This is a genomic window from Roseomonas aerilata DSM 19363 (assembly GCF_000711725.1).
GTDB lineage: Bacteria > Pseudomonadota > Alphaproteobacteria > Acetobacterales > Acetobacteraceae > Roseomonas > Roseomonas aerilata.
The window spans coordinates 148449-161530 of sequence record NZ_JONP01000004.1 but is presented as its reverse complement, the minus strand read 5'-3'; the positions used below and the strand labels follow the sequence as shown (position 1 = coordinate 161530).

Sequence of the window (13082 nt, the reverse complement as noted above, 5' to 3'; positions counted from 1 at the left end):
CACCCCATGGCCGCTCCCCCCGACTTCCCCGAGCTTCGCAAGGATCTGGTGCGCCGCATGGATGGCGCGCTGGAGACCCTGCGCAAGGAGTTCACCGGCCTCCGCACCGGCCGTGCCAGCCCGGCGCTGCTGGAGCCGATCCGGGTCGAGGCCTATGGCACGAACCAGCCGCTGAGCCAGGTGGCCAATATATCTGTCGCCGGCCCTGGGCTGCTGTCGGTGCAGGTCTGGGACAAGTCGGTGACCAAGGCGGTGGAGGTGGCCATCCGTGACGCCAATCTCGGCCTCAACCCGCAGGCCGAGGGCCAGGTGATCCGCGTTCCCCTGCCGCCGCTGACGCAGGAGCGCCGCAACGACCTGGCCAAGCAGGCGGCCAAGTACGCCGAGGCGAACAAGGTCTCCATCCGCGGCGTCCGCCGCGACGGGATGGAGACGATCAAGGGCTGGGAGACGAAGTCCGAGATCTCGAAGGACGACGCCAAGCGCTGGTCCGACGACGTGCAGAAGCTGACCGATGAGTACGTGAAGAAGGTGGACGCGGCTTACGCGGAGAAGGAAAAGGACATCAAGGCCGTCTGAGCGGCCGTATCCTCATGAGCGCCGCCACGCAGACCAAACGAGTGAGGGGGGAGACCCCCGCCGCCCCCCTTCATGTGGGGGTGATCATGGACGGCAACGGCCGCTGGGCAGCGGCCCGCGGCGTGCCCCGGGCGCTCGGCCACAAGGCGGGGGCGGAGGCCACGCGCCGGCTGATCGAGGCGGCTGGCGACATGGGCATCTCCTGGCTCACCCTCTTCGCCTTCAGCAGCGAGAATTGGCGCCGCCCGGCGGACGAGGTTCGGGACCTGACGGGGCTGATGCGCCACTACCTCCGCCACGAGGTGGGGCAGCTGGTCGAGAAGGGCGTCCGCCTGCGCGTCATCGGGGACCGCACGGCCTTCGGGCCGGGCATGCAGGCCGAGATCGCCCGCGCGGAGGCCGTCACGGCCGGCAACACGCGGCTGAACCTCAACGTGGCCCTTTCCTATGGCGGGCGGGCGGAGCTGGTGAAGGCCGCCCGCGCCCTGGCCCGTCGCGTGGCGAGCGGCGAGATCGACGAGGCGCATATCGACGAGGCGAGCCTCGCCGCGCATCTCGACACGGCGGGCATGCCGGACCCGGACCTCATCATCCGCACCTCCGGCGAGAGCCGGCTGTCGAACTTTCTTCTCTGGCAGTGCGCCTATGCCGAGCTGGTCTTCCAGCCCGTGCTCTGGCCCGACTACGACGCCACCCATCTGCGCGAGGCCGTCGCCGAGTTCCAGCGCCGCGACCGGCGTTTCGGCGCCCGGACCGGCTGAGGCGGTGGCGGACGCGGGCACCGCGCCGGAGGCCGCGCCGGCGGCCAAGCCCGGGAAGAACTGGCGGGACCTGCGCAAGCGGGTGCTCTCGGCCATCGTGCTGGCACCCTGCGCGCTTCTCTGCGTCTGGCTCGGCGCGAATGCCTATACCTTTCTCCTCGCCCTCGGCGCGGCCATCCTGACCTGGGAATGGGTGCATCTCTGCGGGATGCGCGCGCGCACCCTGCCGGGCGCGGGGGTGCCGGTGGCCGTGTTCATCGCCGGGACGCTGGCGGTGATGGAATACCCGCTCGCGGCCTGGGCGGTGCTGGGGGCGGGTTTCCTGCTGACCTGGGCCTTCGCGGCAGGGATGCGCGACCGCGACCGGCCGGCTCAGCCAAGCCTGCGGCTTGCGCTCGGGGTGCTCTACATCGGCATCGCCGGCCTCTGCCTCATCGAACTGCGGCACGAGAACGAGGCCGGGCGGGCGAATCTTCTCTTCCTCCTCCTCGTCGTCTGGGCGAGCGATATCGGCGCCTATCTGGCTGGCCGGGCCCTCGGCGGGCCGCTGCTCTGGCCGCAGGTCTCGCCGGCCAAGACCTGGACCGGGGCGGCCGGCGGGCTGCTGCTGGCCATGGTCATCGGCGGCTTCGTGGCCCTGCAGCTCGCACCCGGCAGCTTCTTCCGCGCGGCGGCCGCGGCGGCGGTGCTGGCCGTCGCCACCCAGGCCGGCGACCTCCTCGAATCCGCGATCAAGCGGCACTTCAAGGTCAAGGACACCTCCAGCCTCATCCCCGGTCATGGCGGGTTGCTCGACCGGCTGGACGGGCTGCTGGCCGCCGCCCCGGCCGCCATGCTTCTGGCGCTGCTGATCGGCTATGGCGGCGCGCTGTGGCGCTGACCTTCCCCACCCTAACCCCGGGGGCGACGCCATGACGCGCACCGTAACCATCCTCGGCGCCACCGGCTCGGTCGGGCGCTCCACCACGGCCCTGCTGGAGGCCGCGCCCGAGGGAGCCTTCGCAGTGGAGGCGCTGGTCGCCGGGCGCGATGCCGCGGCCCTGGCGGAAACGGCCCGGCGGCTGCGGGCGCGAATCGCCGTGCTGGCGGACCCAGCCGGGCTGCCGGCGCTGCGCGAGGCCCTGGCGGGGAGCGGCATCGAGGCCGCGGCCGGACCGGAGGCGGTGATCGAGGCCGCGGCGCGGCCGGCGGACTGGACCATGGCCGCCATCGTCGGCGCGGCGGGGCTGCATCCGGCGCTCGCGGCGCTGCGGCGGGGCGGCACGCTGGCGCTGGCCAACAAGGAGGCGTTGGTCTGCGCCGGCGAGATCTTCCTGCGCGCGGTCCGGGACGCCGGCGCGACGCTGCTGCCGGTCGATTCCGAGCACAATGCCATCTTCCAGGCCCTCGACGCCCGCGACCCCGCGATGGTGGAGCGGATCATCCTTACGGCCTCCGGCGGGCCGTTCCGCACGGCCAGCCTCGCCGAAATGCGAGCGGCGACCCCTGAGCAGGCGGTGCGCCACCCCGTCTGGTCCATGGGCGCGAAGATCAGCATCGACAGCGCCACCATGTTCAACAAGGGGCTGGAGCTGATCGAGGCGGCGCGGCTTTTTCCCGTGTCGCCGGACAGGATCGAGGTGCTGGTGCACCCGCAGTCGGCGGTCCACGGCCTCGTGCAGTACGCGGATGGCTCGTTGCTGGCGCAGCTCGGAACGCCCGATATGCGCACGCCGATCGCCCATGCCCTCGCCTGGCCGAACCGGATGCGGGCCGACGTGGCGCGGCTGGACCTGGCCGCGCTGGGGCGCCTGGAGTTCTCCGCGCCCGATCCCGTCCGCTTCCCCGCGCTGCGCCTCGCGCGGGAGGCCTTGCTGGCCGGAGGTGGCGCCCCCACCATCCTCAATGCGGCGAACGAGGTGGCGGTGGCGCGCTTCCTCTCGCGCCGCCTCGGCTTCCTCGACATCGCCCGCGTCGTCGAGGAAACGATGGAGCGCCTCGGCACCCCGCCCGTGGCGAGCCTCGACGCCGTGATCGACCTCGATGCCGCCGCCCGGGCTGAGGCGGAGCGCATCGCCAGCAGCCTTCACGCCCCCGCCTGATCCAGCAAGCCGAACAGCCAGAGAGACCCCGGTGCAGTTCCTTCCCGATCCCTTCCGCACCATCCTGGCCTTCGTCGTGGTCCTGGGCGTGCTCGTCTTCTTCCACGAGTTGGGCCACTACGCCGCCGCCCGCTGGCGCGGCATCTATGTCGAGCGCTTCTCCATCGGCTTCGGCCGCCGCATCGCCGCCTGGACGGACCGGCGCGGGACGGAGTGGCAGATCGGATGGCTGCCGCTCGGCGGTTACGTGAAGCTCTACGGGCAGGAAGGGCCGGGCGACGTGACCGATTCGGTCGATGCGCCCGCCGGGCACGACCCGCGGGGGCCGCGCTTCCACGACAAGTCCGTGCTCGACCGCGCGATCGTCGTCGCGGCGGGGCCGGCTGCCAACTTCGTCCTCGCGGCCGTGCTCTTCGCCGCGCTCTTCATGGCTGTGGGCCGTCCGGTCGGCACCACCAGCGTCGCCTCCGTGGTGGCGGGCGGCGCGGCGGAGCGGGCGGGGGTGATGGTCGGCGACCGCATCGTCTCGCTCGACGAAACGCCGGTCACGCGCTTCGAGCAGGTGCAGGCCTACGTCCAACCGCGCGCCAACCAGCCGATTCAGCTCCACCTGCTGCGCGAGGGGCGGGAGATGAGCGTGACCGTGACCCCGCAGCCCCGTGCCGGCGCAGCGGAGGGCGCGGCGCCGGTCGGGCTGCTCGGCATCGGCGGCGGGGCGCCGGTCTATGAGCGGACGGACCCGCTCTCGGCGATCTGGGGCGGCATCGCCTACACGGGCGAGATCACGGTGCAGACGCTCGGCGGCATCTGGCAGATGATCGCGGGTCAGCGGGGCACGGAGGAACTCGGCGGGCCGCTGCGGATCGCTCAGCTCTCCGGGCAGGTGGCCAGCCTTGGGCTCTCCAGCCTCGTGACGTTCATGGCGATCCTCTCGGTCAACCTCGCGCTGATCAACCTCTTCCCGATTCCGGTGCTCGACGGCGGGCATCTGGTTTTCTACGCGATCGAGGCGCTGCGTGGCCGGCCGTTGCCGCCGCGGGCGGTGGAATACGGCTTCCGGGCGGGGCTCGCGGTGCTGGCGACTCTGTTCATCTTCGCCACATGGAACGACCTCTCGAACTTCGGCCTGTTCCGCTGGGTGCACGGCCTCTTCGGCTGAGAGCACGGCCGGGCGTAAATTTTTCTCACCCCCGGCCGCAACCTCGGCCGGGGGTGGCAACGCACGGCCCTTGTCGCTAGGTTGCGGCGCCGTCGCGGGCCTCCAGCCCCGCGACCCGGAAACGCCGGCACAGGATCACGCCTTGCAAGTCACGCCTTTCTCCCGGGCCGTCCTCCTGGCCGCCACTTGCCTCGTTCCCGTCATGGTCACCTCCGGCGCGGAGGCGCAGCCGCGCGGCCCCGAGCCCCGCGCCGCCCAGCGAGGCACCGCCCGCCCCGTGGCCGCGCGCCCGGCTGCCGGCCGCGCGCTTCCCGCCCGGCAGGCACGGCCCGCTTCGGGCACGGTCCAGGCGATCGACGTGCAGGGCAACCAGCGCATCGAGGCGGACACGATTCGCTCCTACATGCTGCTGCAGCCCGGCGACGCCTTCGAGGAGGACCGGCTGGACCGGTCGCTCCGCACGCTCTACGCCACCGGCCTGTTCCGCGATGTGCGCGTCTCCCGCCAGGGGGACCGGATCCAGGTGCAGGTGGAGGAGAACCCGATCGTCAACCGGGTGGCCTTCGAGGGGAACAGCAAGCTCAGCGACGACGTGCTGCGCAACGCCGTGCAGCTCCGCGCCCGCTCGGTCTTCACGCCCCAGGCTGCGCAGTCGGACCGTTCCCGGGTGCTGGACCTCTACGCGAGCCGCGGGCGGCTCTCCGCCACGGTGGAGCCGAAGATCATCCGCCTCGACCAGAACCGGGTGGACGTGGTCTTCGAGGTGAACGAGGGCGAGGTCGCGCTCATTACCCGGATCAACTTCGTCGGCAACCGGTCCTACTCGGACAGCCGGCTGAAGGAGATCGTGGCGACGCGCGAGGCCGCCTGGTACCGCCCGCTCAGCACGAGCGACACCTACGACCCCGAGCGCCTGAACTTCGACCGAGAGCTGCTGCGCCGCTTCTATCTCCGCCAGGGCTTCGCGGACGTGAACGTCACCGCCAGCTCCGCCGAGCTGACGCCGGATCGCACGGGCTTCTTCGTCACCTACGTGGTGGACGAGGGGCGGCGCTACCGCTTCGGCAAGGTCGAGACGACCTCCTCGCTGCGCAGCGTGACGGCCGACCAGCTTCGTCCCGAGGTGAACATCTCGAGCGGCGACCAGTATGACGGCGAGGCGGTCGAGCGGATTGCCGAGACCATGTCGGACCGCGCCAACGCGCTTGGCGCTCCCTTCGTGGAGGTCACGCCGCGCGTTGTGCGCAACACCGAGCGCGGCACGATCGACATCACCTTTGAGGTGAAGGAGGGCAACCGCCTCTACGTCGAGCGCGTCGACGTGACCGGCAATGTCCGCACCCAGGACCGCGTGATCCGGCGCGAGTTCCGCCTCGCTGAGGGCGACGCCTTCAACGCGGCGCAGGTGCGCCGTTCCCGCCAGCGCATCCGCGACCTCGGCTACTTCAGCGACGCGACGATCAACACCACGCCCGGCTCCGCGCCGGACCGTGTGATCCTGACCACCGGCGTGACCGAGCGCGCGACCGGCGAGGTCTCGCTCGGCGGCGGCTACTCCACGGATGCGGGCGCGCTGGCCGATGTGGGGCTGCGCGAGCGCAACCTGCTCGGCACCGGCATCGACGCGCGCCTTAACGGCGTGCTCGCCCAGCGGCGCAGCCAGCTCGACTTCTCGGTGACGGACCCGTCCTTCCTCGATCGCAACCTCGCGGTGGGCGCGGACGTGTTCTACATCAACCGCGACCTCACGACTTACTCGGGCTATCGCGAGCGCCGCTACGGTTTCGCGCTGCGCGCCGGCTACGAGTACAACGAGTTCCTGCGCCAGTCCTTCAGCTACACGCTCGCGCAGCGCAACATCTACGACATCGTCACCGGCGCCTCCCGCTACATCCAGGAGCAGAGGGGCGAGACGCTGCTTTCCCAGGTGGGGCAGACGCTCACCTACGACCGGCGCGACAGCCGCCTCGACCCGCACAGCGGATACCTCGTGCGCGTCGGCACGGACGTGGCCGGCCTCGGCGGCGACGTGAACTATGTCCGCGGCCGCGTGGACGGCGCCTACTTCATCCCCTTCGAGCGGCTGCTGGGCGACCCGAACTACGTGCTCGCGCTGCAGGGCTCGGTCGGCTACCTCGAGCCCTTCGGCGGCAAGCGGGAGCGGATCGTGGACCGCTTCTTCCTCGGCGGCGAGAACCTGCGCGGCTTCCAGACGGCCGGCGCTGGCCCACGCGACATCACCCCGAACGGCACCCGCGACAGCCTTGGCGGCCGCTTCCTCTATACCCAGACGACCGAGTTCCGCTTCCCGCTGCCCGTCCCCGAGGAGATCGGCATCACTGGCCGCGCCTTCGTGGACGTGGGCGGCCTCAGCGGCTCTTCCAGCGGGCCGAACATCGCGGATGACTCCTCCCCGCGCGTCGGCACCGGCGTTGGCGTGTCCTGGCGCAGCCCCTTCGGGCTGATCAACCTCGACTTCGGCAAGGCGGTGGTGAAGAAGAGCTACGACACCACGCAGATCTTCCGCTTCGGCTTCGGCACGCGGTTCTGAGATCGAAGAGACTGGAGCACGAATGATGTCCGCGCGCCCCGCGATCGCAGCCTTGGCGGCCCTGCTCATCCCCGTCCTCTCGGCGGGTGGGCCCGCGCTCGCGCAGTCCGACCCCGGCTTCTTTATCCCGCCGGGTGGCGGTGGCGGCGGCGCCGCGCGGCCTGCCCAGCAGCCGTCGCGGCCGCCCCAGCAGCAGCAGCGCCCGCCGCAGCAGGCCCAGCGCCCGCCCCAGCCCAACCCCGCGCCGCTCCCGCCCGGCCAGCCGCCGCCGGCCGCCGTCATCGGCATTGTGGACGTGCCGGAGATCCAGCGGAACTCGACCGCCTTCAACGGCGTGCGCGAGGAGGTGGAGCGCCGCCGGCAGCGCCTGAACGACGACCTGCAGCGCGAGCAGACCCGCTGGCGTGAGGAGCAGACAACGCTCGCCAACCAGCGCGCGACGATGAACCCCGACCAGCTGCGCCAGCGCGAGCGCGAGCTGCAGGAGCGCATCACCGACAGCCAGCGCGTCTTCCGCGACCGTTCCCGCGCCATCGAGCAGGTGGCCCAGGCCGCGCTCGGCGAGATCGAGCAGGCGCTGGCCGTGGTGATCCGCCAGGTGGCCGCCAGCCGGAACGTGAACCTCGTGCTGCCGCGCCCGCTCGTGATCTTCAATGACGCGCCCTTCGACCTGACGGACGAGATCAGCCAGCAGGTGAACCGCGTGCTCCGCAGCGTGACGCTTCCGCCCGAGGGCCAGGCCCCGGCCCAGCCGGCCGCCCAGGGCGGTGCCGCTCCGGCCGCACCCGCTGCCGCCCGGCCTGCCGCCCCCGCCGCCCAGCCCGCCGCGCCGGCGGCGCAGCAGCCCCGCCGCTAAGTCGGTGGCGGCGGATCCTCGCTTCCATCCCTCGGCCGGTCCCCTGACGCTGGGGCAGCTGGCCGCGGCGGCCGGTATCGCGCTGCCGGCAGGGGTGGAGGGGCGTCTGTTCACGAGCGTCGCCACCCTGCAATCCGCCGGGCCGGACGATGTCTCCTTCCTCGAGGGTCGGCGCTGGCTGCCGAGCTTGAGGGAGAGCCGTGCCGGCGCCGTGGTGCTGGCAGAGGCGAACGCGCATGCGGTGCCGGAGGGCGCCGTCGCGCTCGTCTCCCCCGCCCCTGTGCTCGCCTTCGCGCGCATCGCGACCCTTCTTCATCCGCCCGCGGTCGCGTCCGGCGCCATCCACCCGATGGCCGTGGTCGGGAAGGGGGCGGTGATCGGCGAGGGCTGCGAGATCGGCCCCTATGCCGTGGTCGAGGCCGGGGCCGTGCTTGGCCCGCGCTGCATCGTCGGGCCCCATGCCCATATCGGCCCCAACTGCGTCTTCGGGGCGGATTGCCGTATCCTGTCGCATGTTACGGCCACGCACTGCATCGCCGGGGACCGGGTGACGCTGAACCCCGGCGCGCGGATCGGCAGCGAGGGCTTCGGCTTCGCCACGGCGCGCACGGGCGAGCACGTGACGGTGCCCCAGCTTGGCCGCGTGCTGCTGGGCGACGACGTGGAGGTCGGCGCCAACAGCTGTATCGACCGCGGCTCGGGCAACGACACGGTCATCGGGTCCGGCACGCGGCTGGATGACCAGGTGATGATCGGCCATAACGTCCGTACCGGGCGCGGCTGCGTGCTGGTTGCCCAGGCCGGGATCTCCGGCTCCACCGTGCTCGGGGACTTCGTCGTCGTCGCAGCGCAGGCCGGTATTTCCGGCCATCTCAATATCGGTTCCCGGGCGCGGGTCGGCGCCAAGTCGGGCGTCATCAACGACGTGCCGGAGGGAATGGACGTCTTCGGCTTCCCGGCTATCCCCGCGAGGGAGGGCTTGCGGGTTGCGGCCGCGATGCGGAAGCTGGGACGATCGAAGGCAGCGGCCCGCATGCCCGAAACGAAGAGCGATTGAGCATGTCGGACAGCACAGGTCAGGTCCTCGGGGACGGGGGCGGCAGCAGGGCCGCGTCGAAGGAGGCGCAGCCGGCGGGCGGTACGCGGGACGTGCTCGACATCGCCCGCATCATGGAGGCGATCCCGCATCGCTACCCCTTCCTGCTCGTGGACCGCGTGGTGGACTTCATTCCCGGCACGAGTGCCACGGGCATCAAGAACGTCTCCATCAACGAGGGCATCTTCCAGGGCCACTTCCCGCGCCATCCCGTCTTTCCCGGCGTGATGATCATCGAGAGCATGGCCCAGACCGCGGGCGTGCTGGTGGTGGAGACGCTGGGCGAGAGCGCGCGGGGCAAGCTCGTCTACTTCATGTCGATCGAGGGGGCGAAGTTCAGGAAGCCGGTGGTGCCGGGCGACCAGATGCGCGTCCACGTCACCAAGGAGCGCCAGCGCGGTAACGTCTGGAAGTTCTCGGCCGAGGCGAAGGTCGATGGCGTGGTGGTGGCCGAGGCCACCTATGCCGCCATGATCCTGGACGGCTGAGCGTGGCCGAGATCCACCCGACCGCCATCGTGGCGGAGGGCGCCCGCCTGGGCGCCGGCGTTACCATCGGTCCCTATGCCACCGTGGGCGCGCAGGTCGTCCTGGCGGATGGTGTGCAGGTGGGCGCGCACGCCGTGCTCGACGGCATCACGCATCTTGGGGAGGGCGTGCAGGTGCTGCCCTTCGCCTCCGTCGGGTTGCCGCCGCAGGACCTGAAGTACAAGGGCGAGCCGACGCGGGTGGAGGTCGGGCCGCGCAGCATCATCCGCGAGCACGCGACAATCCACCGCGGCAGCGTGGGCGGGGAGGGGGTCACCCGCCTCGGCGCCGAATGCCTCATCATGTGCGTCGCCCATGTCGGGCATGACTGCCAGCTTGAGGACAAGGTGATCCTGGCGAACAACGTCATGCTCGGCGGGCACGTGCATATCGGCGACAACGTCTTCGTCGGCGGCGGCACGGCCATCCACCAGTCCGTGCGGATCGGCCGCCAGGCGGTGATCGGCGGCATGAGCGGCGTGGAGCGGGACGTGATCCCCTTCGGCTCCTGCATGGGCAACCGGGCGCGGCTGATCGGGCTGAACCTCATCGGCCTGAAGCGCCGCGGCTTCGGGCGGGAGGCGATCAATGCGCTTCGCGCTGCCTATCGCGGCCTCTTCCTCGGCCGCGGCACCTTCGACGCGCGCGTGGCCCTGGTGGCGCAGGAGCACGGCGACCAAGCGCAGGTGGCGGAGGTGCTCGCTTTCATCGAGGCTTCCTCCCGCCGCGGGCTGATGCGCGCCGGCCGACAGGCCGGCGAGGCCGAGGCCGAGGCGGCCTGAGGCGCGCGTGAACCAGCCGCATGCCGAGGGGCCCGTCGGGATCGTGGCCGGGGGCGGCGCCATGCCGCTCCAGGTGGCGGCGGCCTGCCGCGCCACCGGACGGCCCTATGTCGCCGTACTGCTGGAGGGCTTTGCCCGGCCGGGAGACTGGGTCGGGGTGCCGCAGATCGCCATCCGGCTCGGCGCCGCAGGAGCCGCGATCGACTGGCTAAAGGGCCAGGGAGCGCGGCAGCTCGTGCTCGTCGGCGATATCCGCCGCCCCTCCATCCTCTCGCTCCGGCCGGATGCCGGCGCGGCGCGCCACATCGCGCGTATCGGTATGAAGGCTTTCAGCGGGGACGACACGCTGCTCTCGGCCATCCGGCAGGTGCTGCGGGAGGAAGGGTTCGATCCTGTTGGCCCCACGCGCTTCCTTGCCGAAGCCCAGGCCCCCTCCGGCCTTCTCACGCGCGCCGGGCCGAGCGCCATGGCGCTCTCCGACATCGCCCGTGGCGTGGCCGTGGTGCGCGCGCTGGGCGCGGTGGATGTGGGCCAGGGGGCGGTGGTGCAGCAGGGCCTGGTGCTCGGTGTCGAGGCCATCGAGGGCACGGACGCGCTGCTCGCCCGCGTGGGCGGGCTGCGGCGGGATGGTCCGGGCGGCGTGCTGGTGAAGCTGGTCAAGCCCGGCCAGGACCGGGAGGTGGACATGCCCGCGCTCGGCCCGCGCACGGTGGAGAACGCCGTCGCCGCCGGGCTCTCCGGTATCGCCTTCGAGGCGGAGGGCGCGCTGCTGCTCGACCGGGCGGGAATGGTAGAGCGCGCGAATTCCGCGGGCCTCTTCCTTCTCGCGATCCACCCGGATGACCATGTGGGCGCGGCGACAGCAGGAGCCGCTACATGAGCGATACCCCGAAGGGCAAGTTCCTTCACACGATGATCCGCGTCGGCGATCTCGAGCGGAGCGTGAAGTTTTACACGCAGATGTTCGGCATGCGGGAGCTTCGGCGCAACGACGTGCCCGCGGGCAAGTACACCCTTGCCTTCCTCGGCTATGGCGGCAACGCGGCCGGCGAGGCGGAGATCGAGCTGACCTATAACTACGGCACCGAGAAGTACGAGATGGGCGGCGCCTTCGGCCACCTCGCCATCGGCGTGCCCGACGTGGCCGCCGCCTGCGAGCGCATTCGCGCCGAGGGCGGCAAGGTGGTGCGAGAGGCCGGGCCGGTGAAGCACGGCACGACCATCATCGCCTTCGTCGAGGATCCGGACGGCTACAAGATCGAGCTGATCCAGCGCCAGTAGTCCGAGTGGCGCTCTTTCCCGATCCCGTCCGCGTCCTCAACGAGGCCGCCAGCCGCAGCGCGGAGGCAGCCCTTGCGCTCGCCGGGCGGGAGCGGGTGCGGCTGGCGGTGACCGGCCTTTCCCGCGCCGGGAAGACGGTGTTCCTCACCTCCCTCGTCGCCAATCTCGTGGCGGCGGGGGCTGGGCGGCGGACCTTGCCGGGGCTGGAGGCGACTTCGGGCCGCCTCCAGCGCGCCCGCGCCGTCCCGCCGGGCGTGGAGGCGACGCCGCGCTTCGATGCGGAGGCGCATCTCGCCGCCCTGGCCGCCGATCCGCCGCGCTGGCCCGAGCGGACGGACGACCTCTCCACCCTTTCCCTCTCCCTCGTGATCCGTCGGCGCGGCCTCTACGGCCAGTTCCTGCCGGATCGCGAGGTGACGCTCGACCTTCTCGACTACCCCGGCGAATGGCTGCTCGACCTGCCGATGTTCGGGCAGGATTTTTCCACCTGGTCCGAGGAGACGCTGGCGCGGATTTCCACCGGCATCCGCGCGACGCCCGCCGCCGAATTCCTCGCCTTCGCCCGCGCCCTGCCGGCCAATGCTCCGGCCGAGGACTCGCTGGCGCGCCGCGGCCACTCGCTCTACCGCCGCTTCCTTCTCGAGGCGCGGGACGAGCTCGGCCTGCGCTTCCTCCAGCCCGGCCGCTTCCTTAATCCCGGCCCGGCGGGCGATGCGCCGCTGCTCTGGTTCTTCCCCATGCCCGAGGCGGCGCGCGGCTCGCCGCTGGGCGAACTGCTGGAGCGGCGCTACGCCGCCTACCTGAGGGACCAGCGCGACCGCTTCCTCGATCCCGTCTTCCGCCGCTTCGACCGGCAGGTGGTGCTGGTGGACGTGCTCGGCGCCCTTCATGCCGGGCGCGAGGCCTTCGACGACACGGCCGAGGCGCTGGCCGCCATCTCCGGCACGCTGCGCTACGGACGCGGCTGGCTGGACCTGCTGACCGGCGCCGGCATCGCCCGCGTGGCCTTCGCCGCCACCAAGGCCGACCACGTGCCGGAGGTGAGCCGGGACAGCCTTTCCTCCCTTCTCGCGGACCTCGTGGATGCGCCACGGCGGCGGGCCGAGATCGCGGGCGCGGCAGTGTCTGTCCACACGGTGGCGGCCATCCGGTGCACCCAGGAGGCGACGGCCCTGCACGAGGGGCGCGCTTCGCCGGCCGTCCGCGGGATCCTGCTGGAGAACGGGCGCTGGGCGACGGTCGATCCCGGTATCGTTCCGGCCCGCCGCCCGCCCGAGAGCTTCTGGAACGCGGCCTATTTCCAGATGCCGGTTTTCCGCCCGCCCGGGCTGGAGGCGGATGGGCGCGGCGGCGTGCCGCATCTCGGGCTCGACGGGTTGCTCTCGGGGCTGTTGGGCGACGCGCTGTAA

General features: G+C 71.8%; 13 protein-coding genes. All 13 read left to right on the top strand.

All coding sequences use genetic code 11. The features are described 5' to 3' along the window. Nucleotides 1-6: 6 nt before the first annotated feature. The 13 genes from frr (at nucleotide 7) to BO39_RS06445 (ending at nucleotide 13082) form a co-directional block, all read left to right on the top strand. Entirely contained in the window at nucleotides 7-579 is a 573-nt protein-coding gene (gene frr, locus BO39_RS06505; RefSeq protein ID WP_043831213.1) for a ribosome recycling factor, read from the top strand. A gap of 14 nt (nucleotides 580-593) precedes the next feature. Beyond that, nucleotides 594-1340, top strand: coding sequence for a polyprenyl diphosphate synthase (gene uppS, locus BO39_RS06500; protein WP_052401679.1), 747 nt, complete (start codon nucleotides 594-596; stop codon nucleotides 1338-1340). A gap of 4 nt (nucleotides 1341-1344) precedes the next feature. Continuing rightward, nucleotides 1345-2220 carry a phosphatidate cytidylyltransferase gene (locus tag BO39_RS06495; RefSeq protein ID WP_043831211.1) on the top strand — a complete coding sequence of 292 codons (876 nt, stop codon included), beginning with the start codon at nucleotides 1345-1347 and terminating at the stop codon, nucleotides 2218-2220. Nucleotides 2221-2251: 31 nt separating this feature from the next. After that, nucleotides 2252-3421 carry a 1-deoxy-D-xylulose-5-phosphate reductoisomerase gene (gene dxr / locus BO39_RS06490; protein ID WP_043831489.1) on the top strand — a complete coding sequence of 390 codons (1170 nt, stop codon included), beginning with the start codon at nucleotides 2252-2254 and terminating at the stop codon, nucleotides 3419-3421. Between the two features lie 31 nt (nucleotides 3422-3452). After that, nucleotides 3453-4580, top strand: a complete 1128-nt coding sequence (gene rseP, locus BO39_RS06485) for an RIP metalloprotease RseP (protein WP_043831208.1) — start codon at nucleotides 3453-3455, stop codon at nucleotides 4578-4580. 142 nt (nucleotides 4581-4722) lie between these two features. After that, nucleotides 4723-7131 (top strand): outer membrane protein assembly factor BamA, encoded by a 2409-nt coding sequence (bamA, locus tag BO39_RS06480; RefSeq protein WP_043831206.1) that lies wholly within the window; start codon nucleotides 4723-4725, stop codon nucleotides 7129-7131. Nucleotides 7132-7153: 22 nt separating this feature from the next. Then, nucleotides 7154-7987 (top strand): OmpH/Skp family outer membrane protein, encoded by an 834-nt coding sequence (locus BO39_RS06475; protein ID WP_052401678.1) that lies wholly within the window; start codon nucleotides 7154-7156, stop codon nucleotides 7985-7987. 4 nt (nucleotides 7988-7991) lie between these two features. Then, entirely contained in the window at nucleotides 7992-9044 is a 1053-nt protein-coding gene (lpxD, locus tag BO39_RS06470) for a UDP-3-O-(3-hydroxymyristoyl)glucosamine N-acyltransferase (RefSeq protein ID WP_043831482.1), read from the top strand. Nucleotides 9045-9046: 2 nt separating this feature from the next. Beyond that, nucleotides 9047-9571, top strand: coding sequence for a 3-hydroxyacyl-ACP dehydratase FabZ (gene fabZ / locus BO39_RS06465; RefSeq protein ID WP_043831204.1), 525 nt, complete (start codon nucleotides 9047-9049; stop codon nucleotides 9569-9571). Further along, entirely contained in the window at nucleotides 9568-10392 is an 825-nt protein-coding gene (gene lpxA, locus BO39_RS06460) for an acyl-ACP--UDP-N-acetylglucosamine O-acyltransferase (protein ID WP_084697899.1), read from the top strand. Before fabZ ends, lpxA begins: the two co-directional genes overlap by 4 nt. Nucleotides 10393-10399: 7 nt before the next feature. Then, nucleotides 10400-11272 (top strand): LpxI family protein, encoded by an 873-nt coding sequence (locus tag BO39_RS06455; protein ID WP_043831200.1) that lies wholly within the window; start codon nucleotides 10400-10402, stop codon nucleotides 11270-11272. Continuing rightward, nucleotides 11269-11673 (top strand): lactoylglutathione lyase, encoded by a 405-nt coding sequence (gene gloA, locus BO39_RS06450; RefSeq protein WP_043831198.1) that lies wholly within the window; start codon nucleotides 11269-11271, stop codon nucleotides 11671-11673. Before BO39_RS06455 ends, gloA begins: the two co-directional genes overlap by 4 nt. A gap of 5 nt (nucleotides 11674-11678) precedes the next feature. Then, nucleotides 11679-13082, top strand: coding sequence for a YcjX family protein (locus BO39_RS06445; protein WP_052401675.1), 1404 nt, complete (start codon nucleotides 11679-11681; stop codon nucleotides 13080-13082).

Coding starts and splice junctions, on each gene's coding strand:
- frr (WP_043831213.1), top strand. CDS start 7: ATGGCCGCTCCCCCCGACTTCCCCGAGCTTCGCAAGGATCTGGTGCGC.
- uppS (WP_052401679.1), top strand. CDS start 594: ATGAGCGCCGCCACGCAGACCAAACGAGTGAGGGGGGAGACCCCCGCC.
- dxr (WP_043831489.1), top strand. CDS start 2,252: ATGACGCGCACCGTAACCATCCTCGGCGCCACCGGCTCGGTCGGGCGC.
- BO39_RS06475 (WP_052401678.1), top strand. CDS start 7,154: ATGATGTCCGCGCGCCCCGCGATCGCAGCCTTGGCGGCCCTGCTCATC.
- fabZ (WP_043831204.1), top strand. CDS start 9,047: ATGTCGGACAGCACAGGTCAGGTCCTCGGGGACGGGGGCGGCAGCAGG.
- gloA (WP_043831198.1), top strand. CDS start 11,269: ATGAGCGATACCCCGAAGGGCAAGTTCCTTCACACGATGATCCGCGTC.